23 protein-coding genes are annotated in these 22,179 nt (G+C 67.8%); 12 read left to right on the top strand and 11 right to left on the bottom strand.

Annotated elements, in window-relative coordinates:
- Window positions 1–62 precede the first annotated feature (62 nt).
- Together N800_RS05310 and N800_RS05315 are read left to right on the top strand one after the other, a co-directional pair.
- The gene (locus N800_RS05310; RefSeq protein ID WP_036135591.1) at window positions 63–683 is read left to right on the top strand and encodes an OmpW/AlkL family protein; all 621 of its coding nucleotides are present in this window, start codon (window positions 63–65) and stop codon (window positions 681–683) included.
- A gap of 41 nt (window positions 684–724) precedes the next feature.
- Window positions 725–1,573 carry a S1/P1 nuclease gene (locus tag N800_RS05315; RefSeq protein WP_198032473.1) on the top strand — a complete coding sequence of 283 codons (849 nt, stop codon included), beginning with the start codon at window positions 725–727 and terminating at the stop codon, window positions 1,571–1,573.
- Between the two features lie 7 nt (window positions 1,574–1,580).
- Here the strand turns inward: N800_RS05315 and N800_RS05320 are convergent, their stop codons facing one another.
- From N800_RS05320 to N800_RS05350, 7 genes are all read right to left on the bottom strand, one after another.
- A complete protein-coding gene (locus tag N800_RS05320; RefSeq protein ID WP_084087234.1) occupies window positions 1,581–2,177 on the bottom strand; it encodes a protein tyrosine phosphatase family protein in 597 nt (198 codons plus the stop codon).
- 87 nt (window positions 2,178–2,264) lie between these two features.
- Entirely contained in the window at window positions 2,265–2,711 is a 447-nt protein-coding gene (gene trxC, locus N800_RS05325; RefSeq protein ID WP_036135593.1) for a thioredoxin TrxC, read from the bottom strand.
- The gene (locus N800_RS05330) at window positions 2,708–3,187 is read right to left on the bottom strand and encodes an OsmC family protein (RefSeq protein ID WP_036135595.1); all 480 of its coding nucleotides are present in this window, start codon (window positions 3,185–3,187) and stop codon (window positions 2,708–2,710) included. The genes trxC and N800_RS05330 overlap by 4 nt, the downstream gene beginning before the upstream one ends.
- Window positions 3,184–6,435 carry an efflux RND transporter permease subunit gene (locus tag N800_RS05335; RefSeq protein ID WP_036135597.1) on the bottom strand — a complete coding sequence of 1,084 codons (3,252 nt, stop codon included), beginning with the start codon at window positions 6,433–6,435 and terminating at the stop codon, window positions 3,184–3,186. Before N800_RS05335 ends, N800_RS05330 begins: the two co-directional genes overlap by 4 nt.
- The gene (locus N800_RS05340; protein ID WP_036135599.1) at window positions 6,428–7,510 is read right to left on the bottom strand and encodes an efflux RND transporter periplasmic adaptor subunit; all 1,083 of its coding nucleotides are present in this window, start codon (window positions 7,508–7,510) and stop codon (window positions 6,428–6,430) included. Before N800_RS05340 ends, N800_RS05335 begins: the two co-directional genes overlap by 8 nt.
- 69 nt (window positions 7,511–7,579) lie before the next feature.
- Window positions 7,580–7,792 (bottom strand): YgaP family membrane protein, encoded by a 213-nt coding sequence (locus tag N800_RS05345; RefSeq protein WP_036135601.1) that lies wholly within the window; start codon window positions 7,790–7,792, stop codon window positions 7,580–7,582.
- A gap of 49 nt (window positions 7,793–7,841) precedes the next feature.
- Window positions 7,842–9,125 carry an NAD(P)/FAD-dependent oxidoreductase gene (locus tag N800_RS05350; RefSeq protein ID WP_036135603.1) on the bottom strand — a complete coding sequence of 428 codons (1,284 nt, stop codon included), beginning with the start codon at window positions 9,123–9,125 and terminating at the stop codon, window positions 7,842–7,844.
- 124 nt (window positions 9,126–9,249) lie between these two features.
- On the opposite strand from N800_RS05350, the gene N800_RS05355 reads away from it, so the two are divergent.
- Genes N800_RS05355 through N800_RS05365 form a run of 3 tightly spaced genes read left to right on the top strand, consistent with a single transcriptional unit; the run spans window position 9,250 to window position 10,876 of the window.
- Window positions 9,250–9,636 carry a rhodanese-like domain-containing protein gene (locus tag N800_RS05355; RefSeq protein WP_036135606.1) on the top strand — a complete coding sequence of 129 codons (387 nt, stop codon included), beginning with the start codon at window positions 9,250–9,252 and terminating at the stop codon, window positions 9,634–9,636.
- A gap of 8 nt (window positions 9,637–9,644) precedes the next feature.
- Window positions 9,645–9,998, top strand: a complete 354-nt coding sequence (locus N800_RS05360; RefSeq protein WP_036135748.1) for an ArsR/SmtB family transcription factor — start codon at window positions 9,645–9,647, stop codon at window positions 9,996–9,998.
- Window positions 9,998–10,876, top strand: coding sequence for an MBL fold metallo-hydrolase (locus N800_RS05365; protein ID WP_036135609.1), 879 nt, complete (start codon window positions 9,998–10,000; stop codon window positions 10,874–10,876). Before N800_RS05360 ends, N800_RS05365 begins: the two co-directional genes overlap by 1 nt.
- 74 nt (window positions 10,877–10,950) lie before the next feature.
- Here the strand turns inward: N800_RS05365 and N800_RS15230 are convergent, their stop codons facing one another.
- From N800_RS15230 to N800_RS05380, 3 genes are all read right to left on the bottom strand, one after another.
- Window positions 10,951–12,627, bottom strand: a complete 1,677-nt coding sequence (locus N800_RS15230; RefSeq protein WP_052107943.1) for a M56 family metallopeptidase — start codon at window positions 12,625–12,627, stop codon at window positions 10,951–10,953.
- On the bottom strand, window positions 12,614–12,985 hold the full coding sequence (locus tag N800_RS05375) for a BlaI/MecI/CopY family transcriptional regulator (RefSeq protein ID WP_036135611.1): 372 nt from the start codon (window positions 12,983–12,985) through the stop codon (window positions 12,614–12,616). Before N800_RS05375 ends, N800_RS15230 begins: the two co-directional genes overlap by 14 nt.
- Before the next feature lie 83 nt (window positions 12,986–13,068).
- Window positions 13,069–13,923 carry a LysR family transcriptional regulator gene (locus N800_RS05380; protein ID WP_198032474.1) on the bottom strand — a complete coding sequence of 285 codons (855 nt, stop codon included), beginning with the start codon at window positions 13,921–13,923 and terminating at the stop codon, window positions 13,069–13,071.
- Window positions 13,924–14,127: 204 nt separating this feature from the next.
- Between N800_RS05380 and N800_RS05385 the strand changes: the two genes are divergently transcribed.
- From N800_RS05385 to N800_RS15245, 5 genes are all read left to right on the top strand, one after another.
- Complete coding sequence (locus tag N800_RS05385) at window positions 14,128–15,594, top strand: amidohydrolase family protein (RefSeq protein WP_052107944.1); 1,467 nt, start codon at window positions 14,128–14,130, stop codon at window positions 15,592–15,594.
- Window positions 15,595–15,755: 161 nt separating this feature from the next.
- Window positions 15,756–16,181 (top strand): PspC domain-containing protein, encoded by a 426-nt coding sequence (locus N800_RS15235; RefSeq protein ID WP_052107945.1) that lies wholly within the window; start codon window positions 15,756–15,758, stop codon window positions 16,179–16,181.
- A gap of 261 nt (window positions 16,182–16,442) precedes the next feature.
- Window positions 16,443–17,480: a helix-turn-helix domain-containing protein gene (locus tag N800_RS15240; protein ID WP_052107946.1), complete on the top strand. Its 1,038-nt coding sequence runs from the start codon at window positions 16,443–16,445 to the stop codon at window positions 17,478–17,480.
- Window positions 17,481–17,550: 70 nt separating this feature from the next.
- Window positions 17,551–18,351, top strand: coding sequence for a type 1 glutamine amidotransferase domain-containing protein (locus N800_RS05405; protein ID WP_052107947.1), 801 nt, complete (start codon window positions 17,551–17,553; stop codon window positions 18,349–18,351).
- A 77-nt stretch (window positions 18,352–18,428) separates the two neighbouring features.
- Window positions 18,429–18,872 (top strand): nuclear transport factor 2 family protein, encoded by a 444-nt coding sequence (locus tag N800_RS15245; protein WP_084087242.1) that lies wholly within the window; start codon window positions 18,429–18,431, stop codon window positions 18,870–18,872.
- Between the two features lie 25 nt (window positions 18,873–18,897).
- Here the strand turns inward: N800_RS15245 and N800_RS05415 are convergent, their stop codons facing one another.
- Window positions 18,898–20,019: a serine hydrolase domain-containing protein gene (locus N800_RS05415; protein WP_425476498.1), complete on the bottom strand. Its 1,122-nt coding sequence runs from the start codon at window positions 20,017–20,019 to the stop codon at window positions 18,898–18,900.
- A gap of 250 nt (window positions 20,020–20,269) precedes the next feature.
- Here N800_RS05415 and N800_RS05420 point away from each other — a divergent pair, with 250 nt between their 5' ends.
- Together N800_RS05420 and N800_RS05425 are read left to right on the top strand one after the other, a co-directional pair.
- Window positions 20,270–21,346, top strand: coding sequence for a sensor histidine kinase (locus N800_RS05420; RefSeq protein ID WP_052107949.1), 1,077 nt, complete (start codon window positions 20,270–20,272; stop codon window positions 21,344–21,346).
- A 1-nt stretch (window position 21,347) separates the two neighbouring features.
- Window positions 21,348–22,166 (top strand): LytR/AlgR family response regulator transcription factor, encoded by an 819-nt coding sequence (locus tag N800_RS05425; protein WP_036135615.1) that lies wholly within the window; start codon window positions 21,348–21,350, stop codon window positions 22,164–22,166.
- Window positions 22,167–22,179 lie beyond the last annotated feature (13 nt).

The raw sequence follows: 22,179 nt of genomic DNA on the forward strand, positions 1-22,179 counted from the left end.
TGGACCGCTGCGGACAATGACGGCAACCGATTTCCAACGTCATCTCCCACAGAGGTTTGCACATGAAGTTCCGCACATCCGCCCTTGCCCTCGCCCTCGTCCTCGGCGGCGCCGCCACCCCGGCCCTGGCCCAGTCCGCCGGCACCTGGACCCTCGGCGTCGGCGTCCATCAGGTCAATCCGAAGTCCGACAACGGCTCCCTCGCCGGTGGCGCGCTGCCGGTCGAAGTCGAAAGCAATGTCCGCCCGACCATCACCGGCGAGTACTTCATCGCCGACAACCTTGGCATCGAGGTGCTGGCCTCGCTGCCGTTCAAGCACGACATCGCCATCGACGGTCTCGGCACCGTGGGCGAGGCCAAGCACCTGCCGCCGACCGTGTCGCTGCAGTACCACTTCGGCCAGGGCAAGGTGAAGCCGTTCGTGGGCGCAGGCGTGAACTACACCAAGTTCTTCAGCGAAGACACCTCGGGCGCGCTGGAAGGCGCGGACCTGGAGCTGAGCGCTTCCTGGGGCTTGGCCGCGCATGCCGGCGTTGATTTCAAGGTCGGCGAGAACGGTGCGATCCGCATCGACGCGCGCTGGATCGACATCGACACCGACGTGAGCGTGGACGGACAGGACCTGGGCACGGTCAACATCGACCCGCTGGTGTACGGCGCCGCCTACGTGTTCTCGTTCTGATGCACCGGCCCTGACCAAGGTCAGGGCTGCCATTGCGGGCCATGTCCGATACCCTTCCGGACATGGCCCGTATTCTTTCTGCTCCCGGCACCCTGACGCTTGCCGCACTGACCCTCGCCAGCCTGACCGCCCTACCCGCTCCGGCGCTGGCCTGGGGTGCGATGGGACACCGCCTGGTCGCCGCGCTCGCGGCCGACGAACTGAGCCCCGCTGCCCGTACCGAAGTCACCCGCCTGCTGGAAGGCGAAAGCGACCCCACCCTGCCGGGCGTTGCCACCTGGGCCGATGAGCTGCGGGGACACGATCCCGATCTGGGCCGGCGCAGCAGCACATGGCATTACGTCAACCTCGGCGAGGAGCAGTGCACCTACGACGTGGCGCGCGACTGCAAGGGCGGCAACTGCGTGGTGGAGGCGATCGCAGCCCAGGTTTCGGCATTGGGCGACCGCACGCGCAGCCGCGCCGAGCGCGCGCAGGCGTTGAAGTTCGTGGTCCATTTCGTCGGCGACATCCACCAGCCGCTGCACGCCGGCTACGCCCACGACAAGGGCGGCAACACCGTGCAGGTCAGCATCGATGGCCGTGGCACCAACCTGCACTCGCTCTGGGACAGCAAACTGCTGTCCAGCGCCGGGCTGGAAGAAGCGGCCTACCTGCAGCACCTGCGTGCACTGCCCTTGGCGGTGCCGATGCCCGTGTACGTGTTGCCGCCGGACAGCGCGGGCTGGGCGCGGCAATCGTGCGCCATCGCCACCCAACCAGGCGTGTACCCGGCCTCGACGAAACTGCCCGAAGGCTATGCCGCCACCTGGCGTCCGGTGGCGGAGGAACAGCTGCGCCGCGCCGGTACCCAGCTCGCGCTGCTGCTCAACGCCACCTTGGCGCCCTGAGCGCGACTCAGCAGTCCGAGACGCAACGTCCTTCGTCGGACGAAAGCACGGCCTTGGCCTTGGCCTCGGTGCTGACCATGCCGGCCTCACGGCCGAGGGCCAGCGCCGCTTCGGGCTGCAGCGCACCATGGCGCACCAGCGCGACGGACAGCAGCCCACCCACGCGGTTGCCCGAGGCGCAATGCACCACCACCGGGCCCTTCGCATCCTTGAGCAGTGCCCACAGGCGGTCGGCGTTCTCGGCGGTGATGCCATCGGCGCCCGCGACCGGAATCTGGTGGTAGGCCATGCCGGCGGCACGCACTTCGGCGGCTTCGTCGCGGCCGGCGAGTTCCGCATCCGGGCGCAGGTTGATCACGGTGCCCACGCCGGCGGCGGCCATGGCGGCCCACGTTTCGGCGGCGGGTTGGCCGCCGGTGTAAAGGCCCGGACGCGGCTGGCGCAGGCCGGCGATGTCCGGGCCGGCAACGGCCTGGCGCTCGACCACGCTGGTCGGGGTCGTCGACGCCGATGAAGTTGCTTCCGGCGCCGAGGCACAGGCCACGGCCAATGTAGCGGCCAACAACCCCGCTGCGACGAGGCGGATATCGTTACGGTGATTCATGGCGCAGCCTCCTGCGGGTGTTGCGCTTGGTGATCGGACGGCGCCGGCGCACTCTGCCAAGCCACGGCGTCCGGTGATGGCACGATTCTACGCCCGCGCCACCAGATGCTGCTGCGTCCAGCGCACGATGTCGGCCGTCGCCATCGCGCCCGCCTGCCGCGCCAGCTCCCGCCCGTGGTGAAACAGGGCGAGGGTCGGAATGCTGCGTATGCCGAACTGCTGGCCCAGCGTCGGCTCGTTCTGGGTGTTGACCTTGGCCAGCCGCACGCGCGGCTCCAGCAGGGCCGCCGCCTGCGCGAAGTGCGGGGCCATCACCTGGCACGGGCCGCACCACGGCGCCCAGAAGTCCACCAGCAGCGGCAGGTCACTGCGGGTGTAGTGGATGGCGAAATGGTCCACGCCCAGCTCCACCGGGTGGGCGTCGAACAGCGCTCGGTGGCATCGCCCGCAGGCAGGCGCTTCGCCCAGGCGCTCCGGCGGCACGCGGTTGAGCGCGTGGCAATGCGGGCAGGCGATGTGCAGCGCCTCGCTCACGAGCCGGCCTCGAAACTCTTGTCGCCCAGCAGCGTGCGACCGTGCGCGTCCTTCACCGTCACCTCCACCTCAATGCCGTGGCGCACGCTCTGGGTGACGGTGCAGAAGTTCTCGAACTGGTCGAGGATGCGCTCCAGGTGCTGGTAGTCCTCGTTGCCCTCGGGCAGTTGCAAGGTCACGAAGGCCTTGGGAATGCGCAGGCGGCCATCGGCGTTGCGCGACGGCGTGGCGCTGATCTCCGCGCGCAACGTGCCCGCCTGGTTCTTGTACTTGCGCAGCGCGAACAGCAGGCTGGCGCACAGGCAGTTGGCGATGCTTGCCAATAGCAGCTGGGATGGCGTGGGGCCGCGGTCGCCGCCCAGCGGCGAGGCCTCATCGGCCAGCAACGGCTCCAACGACGTCTCTTCGAACTGGATGCGGAAGGCATAGTCGCGGTCCTGTTCCAGGGTCAGGCGGATGGCTTTCTCGGCGCTCATGTACGGGTCTCCTTGGGGGCATCCGCCGGACGGTCGCGGCCCGACAGCAGCGCGTAATACAGCAATGGGATCACAACCAGCGTCAACACGGTGCTGACGAGGATGCCAAAGATCAACGATACCGCCAGACCGTTGAAAATAGGGTCATCGAGGATGAAGAACGCACCCATCATCGCCGCCACGCCGGTGAGCACGATCGGCTTGGCGCGCACCGCGCAGGCATCCACCACCGCCTCGGCCAGGGGCACGCCGCGCGCGGTTTCCTGGTTGATGAAGTCCACCAGCAGGATCGAGTTGCGCACGATGATGCCGGCGAGCGCGATCATGCCGATCATGCTGGTGGCGGTGAACTGCGCGCCCAGCAACGCGTGGCCAGGCATCACGCCAATCACGGTCAGCGGGATCGGCGCCATGATCACCAGCGGCACCACGTAGCTGCGGAACTGGGCCACCACCAGCAGGTAGATCAGTACCATGCCGGCGGCGTAGGCGATGCCCATGTCGCGGAACGTTTCGTAGGTGATCTGCCATTCGCCATCCCACTTGATGGCAAAGCCGCTGGTGTCTTCCGGCTGGGCGATGAAGGTCTGCGCGACCGTCTGCCCACCAATGGCGTTGTCCGACACCTGGCCGACGAGGTCGAACATGCCGTACAGCGGGCTGTCCAGCGCGCCGGCCTCATCGCCCATCACGTACACCACGGGCAGCAGGTCCTTGTGGTGGATCGCGCCATCCCACGTCGCCTTGCGCACGGTTACCAGTTCGGACAACGGCACCAGTTGCCCCTGGCCACCGCGCACCTTCACCGCGAGCAGGCGCTCGGCGCTGGCCTGCTCGCCCGGCGGCAGTCGCAGGCGCACCGGACGCGGGTACTTGGAGGTGCCATCGTGCACGTAGGTGGCATCAAGGCCGGCCACTGCGGCGGCGAGCGCATCGCTGATCGCGGATTGCGGCACGCCCAGGCGGGCGGCGCGGACGCGGTCGACGACCATCACTTCACGCGGCGCATCGGCCTCCACGCTGGTGTCGACGTCAACGATGCCTTCGGTCTTGAGGAACCGCTGCTCAAGACCCTTGGCCAGCTTGCGACTGGTGGCGTAGTCGGGGCCGTAGATCTCGGCCACCAGTGGCGACAGCACCGGCGGGCCAGGTGGCACTTCCACCACCTTCACCGAGGCGCCGTGGCGACGACCGATCTCGGCAAGCTTCGGCCGCAGGTCGCGGGCGATGGCGTGGCTCTGGCGGTCGCGCGCATGCTTGTCCACCAGGTTGACCTGCAAGTCACCGACATTGCTACCGCTGCGCAGGAAGTATTGGCGCACCAAGCCGTTGAAGTTGATCGGTGCGGCGGTGCCGGCGTAGCCCTGGTAGTCCAGCACTTCGGGCACGGTATCGACCACGGCGGCCAGATCGGTCAGCAGCGCATTGGTGTCTTCCAGCGTGCGGCCTTCGGGCAGATCCACCACCACCTGCAGTTCGGACTTGTTGTCGAACGGCAGCATCTTCAGCACCACCAGCTGGAACACCGCCAGCGACGCGGCCAGCACCACCAGCGCGACCATGCCACCGAACAGCGCCAGGCGCCGGCGGCCACCGGTCTTCGGGTCCAGGAACGGACGCATGACTTTGCCGAACACGCGGTGCAGCCAGGTGTCGTGGCTCTCGGGCTCGTGGCCGCCGTCGCCATGGCCGGGCATGTGGCGGCCGAGAAGCTTCAGCGACAGCCACGGCGTGACGATCAGCGCGATCGCCAGCGACAGCAGCATGCCCACCGACGCGTTGATCGGAATCGGGCGCATGTACGGCCCCATCAGCCCCGACACGAACGCCATCGGCATCAGCGCGGCGATGACGGTGAAGGTGGCGAGGATGGTGGGCCCGCCCACTTCGTCCACCGCCGGCGGAATCGCCTCGCGCAGGGTCTTTCCGCCCTGGGTCATGTGCCGGTGGATGTTCTCCACCACCACGATGGCGTCGTCGACCAGGATGCCGATGGAGAAGATCAGCGCGAACAGCGACACGCGGTTGAGGGTGAACCCCATCGCCCACGAGGCGAACAGGGTCAGTGCCAGGGTCAGCACCACCGCGCTGCCGACCACGATGGCCTCGCGCCAGCCCAGCGCGAACAGCACCAGCAACACCACCGAGCCGGTGGCGAACACCAGCTTCTGGATCAGCTTCTGCGCCTTGTCGGTGGCGGTCTGGCCGTAGTCGCGGGTGACGGTGACGTTGACACCATCGGGGATCAGTTCACCCTTTAGCTGCTCCACGCGCCGCGTGGCGGCGGTGGTGATGTCAGCGGCATTACTGCCCGGCTTCTTGGCAACGGCAATGGTCACGGCGGGCGCGATGCCGTGCGCAGGCCCGGCCTTGCCGGCAGGGGCACCGTGCCATGCGTAGCGGCTGGCGATATCACCACCGGCGCGGATGTCGGCGACGTCGGACAGGCGCAGCGGTTGCCCGCCGGACAGGCCAATGACCAGATCACGCACTTCGTCGCCACTGGCGAGGAAGGTGCCGGCCGTGACCGGCACGGCGGCACCGCCGCCCACGCGCTCACCGACTTGTTGGACCGCGTTGGCCGCGCGCAGGGCCTGGCCGAGGTCGGCCACGGTGAGGCCATAGCTGGCGAGCCTGGTCGGGTCCAGCGTCACCGCCACCACGCGGTCGGGCGCGCCGATGGTGTAGACGTCACGGCTGCCCGGAATACGCTTGAGTTCGGTTTCCAGCGAATGCGCGACTTCGGCCAGTTCGGTGGCGCCACGCTGCGCGTCGTCAGTCCACAGCGTCAGTGCCATCACCGGCACGTCGTCGATGCCCTTGGGCTTGATCAACGGTTGGCCCACGCCCATGCCGGGCGGCAGCCAGTCCTGGTTGGAATAGACCTGGTTGTACAGGCGCACGATGGCCGGCTGGCGCTCCACGCCCACCGTGTATTCCACGGTCAGCACCGCCATGCCCGGTCGGCTGATCGAATACACGTGCTTGACGCCCTCGATCTCCGAGAGCTTCTGTTCCAACGGCGTGCTCACGAGTTGCTCGACGTCGCGCGCACTCGCGCCGGCGAACGGCACGAACACGTTGGCCATGGTCACGTCGATCTGCGGTTCTTCCTCGCGCGGGGTGATGAGCACGGCCACGAGGCCCAGCAACAGCCCCATGATCGCGAGGATCGGGGTCAGCGGGTTGGCTTGGAACGCCGCGGCCAACCGGCCGGATAGCCCGAAGCGCTGGCGCGGCTCAGTCATTGCCGGCCTCCACGGCCTTGCGTTGCGCCGCCAGCGCCTGCACCGCGGCCACCGGATCGGCGGCCACGACATCGCCAGCCTTCAATCCGGCCAGGACTTCGACACGCTCGTCGCTGCGCTGGCCCAACCGCACCTGTCGCAGCCCGATGCGATTACCGGCAATGACATAGACGCCACTCACTTCTCCGCGCTGGACCAACGCACCGACAGGAACGCTGACAGCCGCAGCAGGCGACACGCCAGAGATGGGGAACAGCACCTTGGCGGTAACACCCGGCGCCGGGGCCTTGGCCATGACCGGCAGCGTGACCCGCACGCCGACGCTGTGCGTGGACGGATCAGCGGCCGGGAACACCACGACTTCCGCCGCATCCACCGTACGCCCATCCGCCAAGGCCACGCGTGCGCGGTTGGCGACGCGGATGGCGTCGGCTTCGGATTGCGGCACCTGGACTTCGATGCGCAGCGCCCCCGGTGCGTACACCGCCATCAACGGTTGTCCGGGTGCCACGCTTTCACCCGGCTCCACGCGGCGCGCACTGACCAAGCCGGCAAACGGCGCGCGCACCACCGTGTACTCGGTCTGCTGGCCCGCCTGCGCGACCTGCGCACGTGCCGCGTCGCGCGCGGCGACGGCGCTGTCGCGCGCGGCGCGCGCCTGGTCGATCTGTGCGCGGGAGACGTACTGTCCGCCGGCCAATGCAGCATAGCGGCGGTAGTTCGCCTCCGCCTCCGATGCGGCGGCGTCGGCGGCGCGCAACTGCGCGCGCGCGGTGTTGACGCCAGCCTGTTGTTCCACGGCGGTGAGCCGCAGCAATACGTCGCCCTTGGCCACGCGATCATTGACGTCCACGTTCACCACGGTCACGCGACCAGCCGTCTGCGCCGTCAGATCCGCCTGTTGCACGGCTTCAACCACGCCGTCCCAGCTGCGCCCGGTGGTGTCGGCACCGGCGCCCACGGTCAGGGTCTGCAACTCGGGCAGGGCCGGCAGTTTGGGTGCTGCAGGCTCATGGCCGCATGCCGCAAGGGCCAGCAGTGCGGAGGCAATCAGGGAGGTACGCAGGCGCTTCATCGCAATCCAAAGTCCGTGGGGAAAAAGGCCGCCCGCTTCTTGCGGAACGGCGGGGCACGCGGGGAGCGGTCAGTTGCAGCAACTGCCGGTGGCGTTGCGGCCAATGCCAAGCTTCTTCATCACCATGCCGGCCGGGCAAAAGCCGGTAAAGGCCGACTGGAACAGGTTGGCGCCGATGAAAGCGGTGAACCACCAGAAATTCGGGTGCACGAACTTGGTCAACACGATGCTGACGAGGATCATGACGCCGGCAAAAGCCATGATGGCGCGGTCGAGGGTCATTTGAAGTTCTCCTGGATCGGTGGGTTTATGACAGGGAAACGGGGCGGACTCACTTGCCGTTGTGCTTGAGACGCTCGATGCCGAGCAGGCCCAACAGGTACTTCTCGTAGACCGGCTCGGAGGTGCCGTTGCGCATCTTGAACAGGAAGTATTTTTCGAAAGCGACCTTGGCCACGTGCACCCATTTGCCGATACGGGTCCACGTCACGTTGCGCGGTGGGATCTGCGGCAACGCGACGAAGGCCGCGCCGGTGTCGCCCATGTCGGCGAGGCACACGGCGTTCCATGTGCCCTCGTAGGTCGCGGGCTTGCCCTGCAACTCGGCCTGGATGTTGCGCACGATGGTGGTGACCATCGACTCGATCATGAAGCCGGTTTTTGGCGCACCGGTGGCAATCGGCGTGGGCTCGACGGGCGGGATGGCCACGCACACGCCTGCCGCGAAGATCTGCGGGAATTTCGGGCTGCGCTGGTGCTTGTCGACGATGACGAAACCGCGCGGGTTGCACAGCCCCTCCACCGCTGCCACCGCATCCACGCCCTTGAAGGCCGGCAGCAGCATCGAGTACTTGAACGGCAGCACGTGTTCCTTGAGCGGCTGGCCCTGCTCGTCATGCTCGACAGCCACCACTTCACCCGGGCGCACTTCCTGCACCTTGGCGTTGGTGATCCAGCGGATGTGGCGCTGGCGCATCTCGGATTCCATCAAGCCCTTGGAGTCGCCCACGCCACCCAGGCCCATGTGGCCGATGTACGGCTCGCTGGTGACGAAGGTCATCGGCACCTTGTCGCGAATCTTCCGCTTGCGCAGGTCCGCGTCCAGGATCATCGCGAACTCGTACGCCGGGCCGAAGCAACTGGCCCCCTGCACGGCACCGATGACGATCGGGCCCGGGTTCTGCACGAAGGCCTGGTAAGCCTCCCACGCATGCTGCGCATGTGGTGTGGTGCACACCGACTGGGTGTGCCCCGCGTCCGGCCCGGTACCGGGCACTTCATCGAAGGCCAGCTTGGGCCCGGTGCAGATGAGCAGGTAGTCGTAGTCGAGGACTTCGCCCGCACCGGTATGTACCTGGCGCGCATCGGCATCGATGCGCTGTGCGCCGGAAGCATGGAAGGCGATGTCCTTGCGCGCCAGGTATTCGGCTGCCGGCAGCGTGATGGCCTCGGGCGTACGCCAGCCCACGGCCAGCCACGGGTTGGAGGGTGTGAAACTGAACCGATCACCCAGCCCAACCACGCTGATCGCGTGCCCATGGCCCAGCGTTTCCCGCAGCTCATAGCCCGCGGCCATGCCGCCGAGCCCTGCGCCCAAAACCACGATCCTGGCCATGACTTGCCTCCGTCAGGAGTTCGCTTCCGTCGCGGCGCGACGGTTCACGATCACTACATTAGATCTTCCTTATATTAGTGTCAACTGATATATTCCCTCTACCCCACCCCGCCGGAGAGCCACCATGACCCTGACCGCCGCCGACCTTGTTGCCGATGCCCGACGCCAGATCCGCGAAATCAGCCCGTCCCAGTACGCGGCCGACCCGTTGGCCTGCGTACTGATCGACGTTCGCGAGCCCGCCGAGTTCGAGACCGGCCACATCGCCAGCGCCATCAACATTCCGCGTGGCGTGCTTGAGTTCCAGGTCGACGCGCATCCCGCCGTCGCCAACGTCAGCGACCCCGCGCTGTCGCACAAGACGCAGCCGATCGTGGTGTACTGCCGCACGGGCGGCCGTTCCGCACTGGCCGCCCTGAACCTGCAGCGCATGGGCTTCACCGACGTGCGCTCCATTGCCGGCGGCATCACCGAATGGGCGAGCGCCGGCCTGCCCGTGACCCAACGCTGATTCGCACCATGGCCGTCTCCCGAAAGCCCCCTCCTCCGCCGATCGACCCCGAGTCGATGCGCGTACATGCGTCCGACGCCGCGCGGCTGCTCAAGGCGCTGGGCAACGAGAACCGGCTGATGCTGCTGTGCCTGCTGGTGGAGGGCGAGCGCTCGGTGGGCGAACTCAACGCACGGTTGGCGCTCAGCCAGTCCGCACTGTCGCAACACCTCGCGGTGCTGCGCGAGGACGGACTGGTGCAGACGCGTCGCGAGGCGCAGACGATCTACTATTCACTGGTCGAAGGCCCGGCCCAGCGCATCATCGATACGCTGCATGGCATCTATTGCGCGGGCGATCGCCCGCTGTGCGAGGGAACGTGATGAACGAGGCGTTGCACATCGAACCGTTCTTCCATGACGCCACCGGCACGTGGAGCTATGTCGTGCATCGCGGCATCGATGCGGTCGTCATCGACCCGGTGCTGGATTACGACGCACGTTCCGGTCGCGTCAGCACCGAAAGCGCGCGACACCTCCTGGCCTATGCGGTCGAGCGCGGGCTGACCGTGCACCGCATCCTCGAGACCCACGCGCACGCCGACCACCTGACGTCGGCCGCGTTCGTGCGCGCACACACTGGTGCACCGGTGGCAATCGGCCACGGGATCCGCTCGGTGCAGGCGCATTTCGCCGACATGTTCCAGCTGGCCAGCGATGACCCGGCACTGCACGACGCGTTCGATGCGCTGTTGCACGATGGCGACGTGATCGAGGCGGGCGCGCTGCGCATCGAAGTATTGGCCACGCCGGGCCACACCGCCGACAGCCTCAGCTACCGCATCGACGGCAATGTGTTCATTGGCGACACCATCTTCGCCCCGGACATAGGCACCGCGCGGTGCGACTTCCCGGGCGGCAGCGTGGAACAGCTGTACGCGTCGGTCCAGCGCTTCTACGCGATGCCCGACGAAACCACGCTGTGGCTGTGCCACGACTACCCGCCGGCCGGACGCGAGCGCCGCGCCAGCGTCAGCGTGGGCGAGCAGAAGCGCGACAACCGCATGCTCGACGGCGACACGTCGCTGGAGGCGTTCGCCGAGGCGCGCCACGCGCGCGATGCGGGGCTGCCCGCCCCCAACCTGCTGTACCCGTCCCTGCAGGTGAACATCCGCGGTGGACGCCTGCCGCAGGAAGATGCCCACGGCAGGCGTCATCTGAGCACGCCGTTGCGCATCGAGGCGCCGGCCGAGGGCCTGTAGCCCGCTGCTCAACGGTTTACTTCAGTTCGCTCGGCAGAGGCGTCATTGCGACGCTGACCTGCGCCTGCCGGCCTTCACGGGGTTGCTGGCGCTTTCGGATCGGCTACGCAGGTGAAATGACGGCCGAGGTTGTCCGCCTGCACGGTCCCATTGCACACGCGGGTGCCGTCGGCCTGTGCCGGCTCCCAGTCACCTTCAAAGGTGGCCTCGGCGCCTTCTATGCGGACGCGGGACTGTCGCTGTGCGTGAGGAGCGGTTGTGGTTTGGTCGACATCGCGGACGATCACCCGCTTGGCCACGACGCGCTCGGGCGGAGCGGGCGGTACCGGGGGCACCGGCGCGAGTTGCGAGGTGGGCGCCGGTGGCGCGGGCGGTGCAGGCGGCGCCGGTAGCCCAGGGGCGTCGGCCAACGCCGGCGGCGCAGGTGGCGCAACGGACCCGACCGACGGCAACGGCGGCAACGGCGGCGCGGGCGGTGCCGGGGGCACCGGCAGTTCGCCGTGCGCGGTGAGCGTCATCGCCAGCTTCAGCCCCTTGAACGCACCACCGAACTCCTCGCCGATCTGGATGACTGCCGGTGTGCCGTCGGTGACCACCAGCTTGGGCTTGCCGACCACTTTGCCGCCCTGGGTCACCACGCCGTCCAGCTGGATGCGGTCACCGCCGACCGGCTTCATCGAGGCGTCCATGTGGAAGGCGTCCGCGCCCTCGCCCAACGAGATGGCAAATGGCTGCCCCGCGGGGTTGGCGATGACGAAGGACTCCTCGCGTCCCGGTGCCCCGGTCGCTTCGATCCTGGCCATCAAGTGGCCCTTTGGCAGCGGGCGCGTCGAGGTGGCCAGGGGTGTCTCGGCGGTACGGGCCGGCTGCGCCGACCAGGCGGCAAAGCCCACGCCCAGCGCCAGCGCGGTCATCAGCAGCGCGCCACCCAAGCGGCGGGTGCGCGAGGGAACGGGTCGGGTCAGCATGGCGATTCTCTCCTTGAGCGGGTGGCCGAAGCCCCAATGGCAGGCCAGCGGCAGCGGTTGCGCGGCCAGTTGGATCTTGAACATCGCCTCGCCGTAGCGACGGCGGGCATGCGGATAACGGGCGATCACGCGCTGGTCGCAGGCCAGCTCCTGGTCGTGGCGGAAGGTGAACCACGCCACGTGGACCAGCGGGTTGAACCAGAACGCGCAGCGCAATGCCGACGCGAGCGCGTTGCTGTGCAGGTCACCGGCGCGGATGTGCAGGCGTTCGTGGGCCTGCATCAGTTCGCGCTCGCCGGCGTCGTAGCGCTGCTCGAAGTCGGCGGGCACCACCACCCGCGGCCGAACCAGGCCCATTGCCGCCGGAAGGCCCACCACGGCCGTTGCTTCGTGCAGCCCGTCCGGGCGCACGTGCACCGGCCCCATCGCGCGGTGGAAGCGACGCTGCAGCCGAGCCATCCACACCAGTACCAGCGTTGCACCCAGACCCCACGCCGCCAGCCACCACGGCGAGGTGTCCATCGGTCCAGCTACGGCCACCGGTGCAGCGGCCGCCGCGGCCATGGCGGCAACGGGGGTGAACACCATCGGCGCCACCGGCTGCACCGCTGCCGGCAACAACACCGCGGCCAGCGCCGCCGGCACTAGCCACCACACGGCATAGGCGACCCGCGTGCCGAACGAATCACGCAGCCGTCGGCGCAGCAGCAACACCAACACCACCGCCGCGCTCACGGCCAGCGTGGCCTCGACCAGCGTGCCCAAAAGTTCAGCGCTTGCCATCGTCGATCTCCTCCAGGAGTTGGCGCAGTTCCGCGATGTCCTTGCGGCTCAGCTTGCGGTGCTGGCTGAAGTGCGCGACCAGCGGCGCGACCCGTCCACCGAAGAGGCGGTCGAGCAGGCTCTCGCTCTCGTCCAGCACCCAGTCCTCGCGACGCAGCACCGGCGCATACAGGTAGCGGCGACCGTCCTTCGCGGCGGTGATCGCGCCCTTGTTCAGCAGGCGATTGAGCAGGGTCTTGATCGTGGCCTCCTGCCACTGCTGGGCGTCGCCCAACGCGGCGACCACCTCGTCAGCGGCCAGCGGGTGGCGCTGCCAGAGCACATCCATGACAACCGATTCGGCTTCGCTGATCTGCACACCGCACTCCGTTTACATGTGTAATCGGAATTGAGATTACGCGCGTAAACGACGATGTCAAGCCCGCCCCGCGGCCGTGTGCGTCACCCCTGCACCAAGGCCTCGCAACGCCGCACCAGCCGCGCCACCAGTGCGCGAGTGCTGGCCGAGGCCTCGCCCCGATGGTGCAGCACCAGCCGCATCGGGTGCCCCGTCGGCAGGCCCTCCGCGCGCCCTAGCACGCGGTGGCCGGCGCGCACCGCCCGCTCCGGCAACAGGCTGACGCCCAACCCTTCCGCCACGGCGGCCCGCAGGCTGGCCAGGCTGCGGCTGCTGTAGGCGATGCGCCAGCGCAGGTGGCGCGCGTCCAGTGCCTCGAACATCTCCTCGCGGTACAGGCCGCCCTCGGGAAACACCGCCAATGGCAGCGGATCGCGACCCCAACAGGGGTGCGCGCGGCTGTCCACCCAAACCACGCGTTCCGGCCAGCTGAACGCGCCGTCGCCCTGCCGCTGCTTGGCCAGCACCACGTCGAATTCGCCGCGCCGGTAGCCGGCCAGCAGCTCGGCACTCAGTCCGCTGCTCACCTCCAGTCGCAGCCCATCGCCCTGGGCGCGGGCAAACGCTGCCAGCACCGGGGTCAGCAGCGCGCCGGCCAGGTCTTCGGGTAGGCCCAGGCGGAGGATTTTCTGCGGGGCCTCGCCGGCCATGGCGGCACGCGCCTCGGCGCCCAGGGCCAGCAACCGCCGCGCATAACCGAGCAGGCGCTCGCCCGCCGCCGTGGGCCGCACGCCCCCCTCGCGCTCCAGCAGGGGCTGGCCCACGTCCTCCTCCAACCGGCGCACCTGCTGGCTGACGGTGGACTGGGTGAGGTGCAGCACCTGCGCCGCGCGGGTGAAGCTGCCGTGTTCCACCACCGCGACAAAGGCGCGCAGCAACCCCGGCTCGTACATGGCCATCACAAACTCCACTGGCGACGATGTGATTATTTAATTTCCCCATCTCGGTGGCAACGCCTATGGTCGGGCTCCGATGCGTCCCGGAGCCTGGATCATGTTGCTCACCACCCTCACCGCCGACGCGCACTAAGCCCGATGCACCCCACAGGCCTCCACGTGTCCACGCCACCCGCCACCCACCGCATCCTCCGAGCCGCCGCCCCCTTGCCCCGCTCCCGCCCCCGCGCCTTGCCGTTCACCGCGTTGCTGGCCCTCGGCGTCGCGGCCCCGAACGCCCAGGCCCGCGAGCGCGTCGACCTGCTGCTGCGTGACGTCACGGTGGTGGACGTGGTCGACGGCCGGCTGCTGCCCGACCGCGACATCGCCGTCCGCGACGGCCGCATCCTCGCCATCGAGGCGCACCGCACGCGCCCCGGCTACCGCGCCGCCACCACCGTGGACGGCAATGACCGCTACGTGATTCCCGGCCTGTGGGACATGCACGTGCACTTCGGCGGCGGCGACGCGCTGATCGAGGAGAACGCCAACCTGCTGCCCCTGTACGTGGCGCACGGCATTACCGCGGTGCGCGACGCCGCTGGCGACCTCAGCGCCAGCGTGTTCCAGTGGCGCGACGACGTGGCGGCGGGCACCCGCCTTGGTCCGCGCATCTTCACCTCGGGGCCGAAGATCGAAGGCATCGGCTCGATCTGGCCCGGTGACCAGGAAGTGGCGGACGACGCGGGAATCGATGCCGCGCTCGACCGGCTGCAGGCGTGGAACGTGGACTTCGTCAAAATCACCGACAACGCGCTCAGCCCGCCGCTGTTCATGCACGCACTGGCGAAGGCGAAGGCGCGCGGGATGACGACCTCCGCACACATCCCCATGGTGGTGCCGGTACTGGAGGCCAGCGCGGCCGGGCTCGGGTCCATCGAACACATCGCCTACGCGTGGAAAGCCGGCGCACCCGACGAAGCCGGGCTGTCGGCCAAGGTGGCCAGCGGTGCACTGACCGCCGCCCAGGCCTGGGATACGGTGCAGGCGAGCTTCGACCCGGCTGGCGCCCTGCCCGCCTACCGCAGGCTCGCGGCCCATGGCACCGCCGTCACTCCCACCCTCAACGGCAGCCGCGTGGTCGCCTACCTCGATCGGGACGACCACAAGCGCGACTCCTACCTGCAGTACATCGGCCCCGGCCTGCAGGCTACCTATGCATGGCGCGTGGAGCGCGCCGGCAAGGACGACGCCGCGGCCATCGCCCGGCGCCACGCCCGCTACGAACGCAGTGCCGCCATCCTGCCACTGCTGCAGCAGGCCGGCGTGACCGTGTTGGCCGGGACCGACGCCGGCTTCCTCAACTCGTTCAACTACCCGGGCATCGGCCTGCACGATGAGCTGGCGCTGTTCGTGCACCACGGGCTGACGCCATTGCAGGCGCTGCAGGCGGCCACGGTCAACGGCGCGCGCTTCCTCAAGCAGGACGCGGAGAACGGCAGCGTTGCGGCAGGCAAGCGCGCCAACCTCGTGCTGCTGGACGCCAACCCGCTGCAGGACATTGCCGCCACCCGTCGCATCCGCGCCGTGGTGCTGGAGGGCCGCGTGTACGAGCGCGCGGCGCTGGACGCGATGCTTGAACAGGCGCGCATCGCCGTGTCACGGCAACGCGATGTCGCCGCGCCGCCGCACTGAGCGGCCCGGTCACGGTACCCTGCCACCCGCACGCGGCCACACCCCGCGTCGCCGGCCGCGGCGACGTTGGTCACCGTGCCTTTCGACACTGGGCTGCCCTGAGCCGGCACACGAGGATGTGTGCAACGCCGCACCCACGCGGCCAACAACAGCACCGCGCCATGGACTGGAACCTGCAAGCACTGCGTAAATCCTCTACCGACCGCCAGCTTGACGGCATCTGCGGCGGCCTGGGCGAACACACGCCCGTCCCCAGCTGGATGTGGCGCCTGATCTTCGTGGCGCTGTGCTTTGCGGGCGGTGCCGGCGTGGTGCTCTATCTGGTCGCCAGCCTGCTGATGCCCAAGGCCGGCACCGCGGGCGCATCCGCCGCCACGACCTGGGACCTGCACGCCCTGAAGCGCTCGACCACTGACGTGCGGTTGGGTGGCGTCTGCGGCGGGCTCGGCGAACACACGCCGGTGCCCAGTTGGATGTGGCGCGTGGGTTTCCTCTGCCTGGGCTTGGCCGGTGGCGGTGGCGTGGTGGCGTATGTGCTGATGTGGATGTTCGTGCCTGCCGGCGACAAGAGTCTCTCTCGCGTTTGATTCCCCCGTTGCGTCCGCCCGCCCGGTTCATGGGCTCCCCTGAACCCACCGGGCGCGCGGACGCGCCCCTTTTTTGAACCGAGCCCGCCGCAGGGCAGTGCCGTGAAACCGCGTGGGGCCGAAAGGCCCCGTTTGCGTGGGCGACGTCAGCGCACCGCAACGAGGCGCTGACAGAATGCGATGCCCGTTTGGGGGCCAGCGCGAGTCACCATCTCGCTGGGCAGTGGCGACTCGAATAGCGACCATTCCAATCCATCGATCATGCTCAGCCAACACTTCCTGTTCTTCTTCGCCATGCTGGGCGCCTTCAACGGCATCGCCCTGGCGTCGCTCCTGTGGTGGCAGGCCAAGGGCAAGCCCACGCAGCGCTGGTTGGCGCTGCTGATCCTGGTGGTCAGCGTACGAACGGGCAAATCCGCGGCATTCCATTTCTGGCCCGACATTCCCCGAATCGTGCTGCAGGTCGGCCTGACCGCCTGTTTCCTGATCGGGCCGTGCCTGTACTTTCTGGTGCGATCCAGTCAGGGCGATACCGCCGGCCCCGGACGGGCCGACCGTTGGCACATCACCGCAGTGCTGGCCATCGTCGCCGCCGTCAACGTGTTCCTGCCCTACGTGGGGAATGCCGAGCTGTGGCGGCACGTGATCACGCCGGGCATCACCTACTCGTGGCTGGGTTACCTCCTGCTTGCCACCGCGCAACTGTACGTGCGCCGCGCACAGGCCCGGGAGACGCCGTCAGGCCCGCTGCTGGTGGGTGCGGTGGCGGGCGTCTGGTTCATCTGGATCGCGTACTACACCTCCGGCTATACCTCCTATATCGTCGGCGCGCTGTCCTTCACCTTCGTCCTCGCCCTGAGCGTGCTGGTCTATCTGCGCCTGCGGTCCGGACAGGCCCCGATCGAGCCGTACCAGGATCGCCGAATTCCCCCGTCCGAGGCCGCCGCGCACTTGCAGTCACTGGCCGAGTTGATGGCGCGCGAGCGCCTGCATCTGGACCCTGGGTTGACCCTGCCCCGGGTCGCCCGCCGACTCGGTTTGCCACAGACGCGGCTGTCGCAGCTGCTGAACGACAACAACCAGACCTCGTTCAAGCAGTACCTGACGCAACTGCGTGTGGTGGAGGCGAAGGACCTGCTCCGGCAGCTCCCGCCCAAGCCGCTCGAACTCGTGGCCGAAGAGGCCGGCTTCCGTTCGATGTCGACCTTCTTCAGCGCGTTCAAGAAGCTGGAGGGGGTCACGCCCACGGCCTTCCGCGCGACCGGGGCCGACTCCGAAAATCGATTCCAAAACTCCTGAAAGCGATTGCAAGACATTGATCTGAAACAGGACGGATAGGGTACGGGCTCCTTCCCACGGGCCCACCCTCTTGCGCACATTTCACGTCATCCAATCTCTCCTGCTGCTCCTGCTGTCCGCAGGCCTGGGCGGAGTTTCCACCGCCCATGCCGCCCAGGGCAGCGAGGATCGCATCCTCTTCATCCTGGCCAGCAGCAAGGTCCACGGCACTTCGGTCCTCCCGGCCAGCATCAGTTTCGGCGAGGTCGTGAATGCGTGGGATACATTCCAGGCCGCCGGCTATGCGGTGGACTTCGTGTCGCCCGAAGGCGGCTCGGTACCGATCCTCGACCGCTACGTCAGCACCGACATGGAGCCGCGGCTGAAGGACGACCGGATCATGGACGGGCTGCGGAACACCGCTACGCCCGCGCAGATCGACCCTGCCCGATACCGTGCCGTGTATTACGTCGGCGGCAGCAACGCCATGTACGGGGTGCCGGAGCATCCGGTCCTGCAGCGCATCGCCATGCATGTGTACGAGCGCAATGGCGGGGTGATCTCGGCCGTGTGCCACGGCACGGCGGGCATCGTGAACCTCAAGCTCGCCAACGGCCAGCCGCTGGTCGCGGGCAAGCGCATCACCGGCTATCCCGAAGAGCATGAAGAGCAGGACGCTGACTACTTCAAGCAGTTCCCCTTCCTGATCCGGCAGGCCGTCGAATCCCGCGGCGGCGCCTTCCATGTGCGCGAACGAGACCAGCCGTACATCGAAGTCGACGGCGCGGTGGTGACCGGCCAGAACTACGCGTCCGCAACACCGGTGGCGCAAGCCGTGGTCGAGATCCTGCGCAAGCAGGCCGCCCAGTCGTCAAGCCACCGTGCGAAGTAGGTCCGAACGTGCCTGACCACCAGTCGCCGACCGCGGCCGGTGCCTCAACCCCAAACCCGATAACCCTAGAGGCCCTCATGAAACTGTCGATCCAATCCGTTGTCCTGGCAGCTGCCCTCCTCGTCCCGCAATCCGTCATGGCACAGAACAGCGACCGCGACGCCGTAGATCGCGCCATGCAAACGATGATGAGCGCGTTCGAAGCCGGCGACGCCAACCTGGCGTATCAAGTGCTCCGAAAAGACGGCATGGTCCTGGGCTATTCGACCACCAAGGGCCAGGTGGTCACACAGACCGCCGAGGAATGGGCGAAGGGATTTCCCGGCCGCCCGGCCGACGACGAGGACCAGCGCCACCGCAGCTACGAGATCCTGGACGTGAACGAGAATGCCGCAGTCGTCAAAGTGCGGCTGGATTATCCCGGCTGGGACGGCCTGGACTACCTCGCGCTGTCGAAGATCGACGGAAAGTGGATGATCGTCAGCAAGTCGTGGAGCGGTCGACGCAAGCCCGCGAAGTGACGTGGCCCACCGCCCATCGAACCCTTCAGTGCTTTGGCGTCGGCTGCGCCGGCCGGTAGAACTCGGCGATCCGCGGAATGAACCTCTGCGGATTCGCGCCGGCGAGATTGGTCAACAGGACGATGGCCAATCCCTCGTCCGGATACACCACGAACGCCGCGCGGGCCCCGCCGATCCCGGCCACTTGCCGCGGCGGGGCCGCCTGCAGCACCGACCAGCCGGCGGCCCACGCGCCCTCGGTGCCGTTGTTGAGCTTCTCCGGAGTCCACATGCGCTGGAGGTGGTCCTGATTGATCAATCGGCCGTTCGACAACGCGATGAGCCAACGCGACAACTCCGTCGCCGTGGTCTGGATGCCGCCACCGGCCCACAGGCTGTAGGGCATGTCATAGATCCAACGCGACATGCGTGCATTGTCGTTGGGGGCCAAGGTGCCGCGGGGGGAATGGCTGTAGATCGTCGCCGCGTTGGGCACCAGGTCGTAGCTGTCGCCGAACGTGGTCAGGGGCATGCCGACGACCGCGAACTGGTGGTCGGCCAGGTACCGCTCGTAGGGCATCTTCGTCTGCTTGACGATGATCTGCGCCAACAGGCCGAAGTTGGTCTGGTTGTAGGCAAAGCGTTCGCCGACGGGTGCGTCCAGGGGCAGCGCCTTGACGGCCGTCCACGCGTCGCGCTCCGTCCCGCCGCCAATCAGGCCGTCCGGGCCGACGATGTCGGGAAGCCCGGAGGTATGGCCGAGCAGTTGGTGCACGCGGATCCCGCGCCAGGCCGCGGGCAGGTCGTCCAGGTAGCGCGAGGCCGGGGCCTCGAGGTCCACCAGCCCGCCCTGGGCCAGTTGCATCACGGCCACGCCCGTGAACGACTTGGTGGCGGAGTTGATGGGGAACAGCGTGTCGGGCGTGACCGGTACGCGGTTCTCCACGTTGGCGAAACCATGGCACTCGGACAGCACCACCTGCCCGTCCTTGATGACGGCCACCTGCAGGCCCGGTATCCGTTGCTCCGCCATGGTCTGCCGCACAAACTGGGTGGTCAGGCGATTGGCTTCCTGCACCTTGGTGGCAGCGAGCGCCTCGCAAGGGCAGGAAATGAGCACCGTCGCGACGATGACGGTGACGGTGACGCGGAGTATCCGAGGCAGCATGCAATTCCCTTTGGCGTTCTCGCCTTTGATGGGGTGTCGACGCACTGGGTGAGGGCCAGCTTCCCCCACCCAGTGCACGGAGTGGGATGCAGCGCGCCAACCTGGGGTTTAGATCACACAAGCCGACGGCACGGGCCGTTCCAAGGGATGCCCATGCTTCCAACCACCGGTACACCCTGGCTGATTGCCAAACTTTCCAAACCACTACGGTTCTGTACATAGTGCGTGCCACGCAAGCGAGCCCGGCCCCATGAACACCATCGCCCTACCCACGACGTCCCAGTCCGAGCCAAGACACCTCTTCTGGCCGCTGCAGATCGGCGGCTGGTGCGGCTACTTCGTGCTCAACTTCCTGGTGGCGATGGGCGACGGCCGGCCCCTGAACTACGCGCTTGTTTCGCTCTCCGTCGCGCTGTGCGGCTTCGCCACCACCAGCGTGCTGCGGTTGGGCTACCGCCGCCTGTGGGGCAAGCCGCCGCGGGTGATGGTGCCCGCCGCCGCGCTGATGCTGGTGTTGGCTACCGTGGTGCACATGAAGCTGCACGTCATCATCACCTTCAGCCATTGCAAAGACTGCCAGATACACAGCGTATTCGGCTACCTGTGGTATTTCGCCTCCGCGTTGTACCTGCTGCTGTCCTGGAGTGGCCTGTATTTCGGCATCAGGCTGGCCCAGCAATTGCAACAGCAAAAAGAGGCGGCGCTGCGCACGGCCAACGCGGCGCATGCCGCTCAGCTGAAGATGCTGCGCTACCAACTCAACCCGCATTTCCTGTTCAACACACTCAACGCAATCTCGACGCTGGTGCTGGATAACCGCCGCGACGCGGCCTACCGCATGATCTGCAGCCTGTCGTCCTTCCTGCGCCACTCACTGGAATCCGACCCGGAGCAGTCGGTGACCTTGGCGCAGGAGGTCGAGGCGCTGGAGCTGTACCTGGGCATCGAGCGCGTGCGCTTCGGTGAACGGCTCTCGGTCGTGGTGGACATCGACCCGGATACGCGCGCGGCGCGGGTACCGAGCTTGATCCTACAGCCCCTGGTCGAGAACGCGATCAAGTACGCCGTCTCCACCAGCGAAGCCGGCGGTCGCATCGAGCTGGTCGCACGCCGCGACGGCGACATGCTGGACCTGCACCTGCGTGACGACGGGCCGGGCATCGCCATGGCGACCGCGGCAAGCGGCGCCGGCGTCGGGCTGGCCAACACGCGCGAACGGCTGCGACTGATCTACGGCGAGCGCCAGCACGTGGGCATCACCAACCGTGAGACAAGCGGCGCAGACGTGCATCTGCGCCTGCCGTTTGCCACCAACGGGGTCGCGTGAGATGGGCAGCATCCGCACCCTCATCGTTGATGACGAGCCGCTTGCCCGCCGGGGCCTGCAACTTCACCTGCAGCGTCATGCCGACATCGAGATCGTCGGCGAGGCGGGCAGTGGCAGGCAGGCGCTGCAGGCCATCGCCGAGCTGCGTCCGCAACTGATGTTCCTTGACGTGCAGATGCCGGGCATGGACGGCTTCGCCCTGTTCCGCGCGCTGCCGGCCACGCAGATCCCGCTGACCGTGTTCGTGACTGCCTTCGATCAGTACGCACTGGCGGCGTTCGCCGCCAGCGCCCTGGACTATTTGCTCAAGCCGGTCGACGACCGGCGCCTGGACGAAGCAGTGGAGCGCGCGCGCGTGCGCTTGGCCGCACACAAGGCCGAAGACCATTACGAGCGGCTGCTCAAGTTGATCGCGACGCTGCCAGACGTCAACCGCGCTCAGCTCGACGCGCTGATGCTGGATGAGGATGCACGCACCGGCGGAAAACTGAGCATTCGTGATGGTCAGCGTCTGCTGCGGATCGAGCTCGATGCGATCCGCTGGATCGACGCGGCCGGTGACTACATGTGCATCCACACCGACGGCGAAACCCACGTCCTGCGCGGCACGATGCAGGACCTGGAGCGTCGCTTGGACCCGCGCCGTTTCGCGCGGGTGCACCGCTCCAGCATCGTCAACCTGGAGCGGGTGAAGGCACTGCGCCCGCACCACAACGGCGAGTGTTTCCTGTCGCTGGATTCCGGGCATGAGCTGAAGCTGTCACGCAGCTACCGCGACAAGGTCACGCTGATCAACGGGCGGCTGGTCGCCGCCGCGTAACGCTTCGCCGCAA

The sequence above is a fragment of the Lysobacter daejeonensis GH1-9 genome (assembly GCF_000768355.1).
GTDB classification, from domain to species: Bacteria; Pseudomonadota; Gammaproteobacteria; order Xanthomonadales; family Xanthomonadaceae; genus Aerolutibacter; species Aerolutibacter daejeonensis.

What these genes read in the sequence shown, in the direction of transcription:
- N800_RS05310 (WP_036135591.1), top strand. Translation starts at nt 63, where the DNA reads ATGAAGTTCCGCACATCCGCCCTTGCCCTCGCCCTCGTCCTCGGCGGC.
- N800_RS05315 (WP_198032473.1), top strand. Translation starts at nt 725, where the DNA reads ATGTCCGATACCCTTCCGGACATGGCCCGTATTCTTTCTGCTCCCGGC.
- N800_RS05320 (WP_084087234.1), bottom strand. Translation starts at nt 2,177, where the DNA reads ATGAATCACCGTAACGATATCCGCCTCGTCGCAGCGGGGTTGTTGGCC.
- N800_RS05330 (WP_036135595.1), bottom strand. Translation starts at nt 3,187, where the DNA reads ATGAGCGCCGAGAAAGCCATCCGCCTGACCCTGGAACAGGACCGCGAC.
- N800_RS05335 (WP_036135597.1), bottom strand. Translation starts at nt 6,435, where the DNA reads ATGACTGAGCCGCGCCAGCGCTTCGGGCTATCCGGCCGGTTGGCCGCG.
- N800_RS05340 (WP_036135599.1), bottom strand. Translation starts at nt 7,510, where the DNA reads ATGAAGCGCCTGCGTACCTCCCTGATTGCCTCCGCACTGCTGGCCCTT.
- N800_RS05345 (WP_036135601.1), bottom strand. Translation starts at nt 7,792, where the DNA reads ATGACCCTCGACCGCGCCATCATGGCTTTTGCCGGCGTCATGATCCTC.
- N800_RS05350 (WP_036135603.1), bottom strand. Translation starts at nt 9,125, where the DNA reads ATGGCCAGGATCGTGGTTTTGGGCGCAGGGCTCGGCGGCATGGCCGCG.
- N800_RS05355 (WP_036135606.1), top strand. Translation starts at nt 9,250, where the DNA reads ATGACCCTGACCGCCGCCGACCTTGTTGCCGATGCCCGACGCCAGATC.
- N800_RS05360 (WP_036135748.1), top strand. Translation starts at nt 9,645, where the DNA reads ATGGCCGTCTCCCGAAAGCCCCCTCCTCCGCCGATCGACCCCGAGTCG.
- N800_RS05365 (WP_036135609.1), top strand. Translation starts at nt 9,998, where the DNA reads ATGAACGAGGCGTTGCACATCGAACCGTTCTTCCATGACGCCACCGGC.
- N800_RS15230 (WP_052107943.1), bottom strand. Translation starts at nt 12,627, where the DNA reads ATGGCAAGCGCTGAACTTTTGGGCACGCTGGTCGAGGCCACGCTGGCC.
- N800_RS05380 (WP_198032474.1), bottom strand. Translation starts at nt 13,923, where the DNA reads ATGGCCATGTACGAGCCGGGGTTGCTGCGCGCCTTTGTCGCGGTGGTG.
- N800_RS15235 (WP_052107945.1), top strand. Translation starts at nt 15,756, where the DNA reads ATGGACTGGAACCTGCAAGCACTGCGTAAATCCTCTACCGACCGCCAG.
- N800_RS15240 (WP_052107946.1), top strand. Translation starts at nt 16,443, where the DNA reads ATGCTCAGCCAACACTTCCTGTTCTTCTTCGCCATGCTGGGCGCCTTC.
- N800_RS15245 (WP_084087242.1), top strand. Translation starts at nt 18,429, where the DNA reads ATGAAACTGTCGATCCAATCCGTTGTCCTGGCAGCTGCCCTCCTCGTC.
- N800_RS05415 (WP_425476498.1), bottom strand. Translation starts at nt 20,019, where the DNA reads ATGCTGCCTCGGATACTCCGCGTCACCGTCACCGTCATCGTCGCGACG.
- N800_RS05420 (WP_052107949.1), top strand. Translation starts at nt 20,270, where the DNA reads ATGAACACCATCGCCCTACCCACGACGTCCCAGTCCGAGCCAAGACAC.
- N800_RS05425 (WP_036135615.1), top strand. Translation starts at nt 21,348, where the DNA reads ATGGGCAGCATCCGCACCCTCATCGTTGATGACGAGCCGCTTGCCCGC.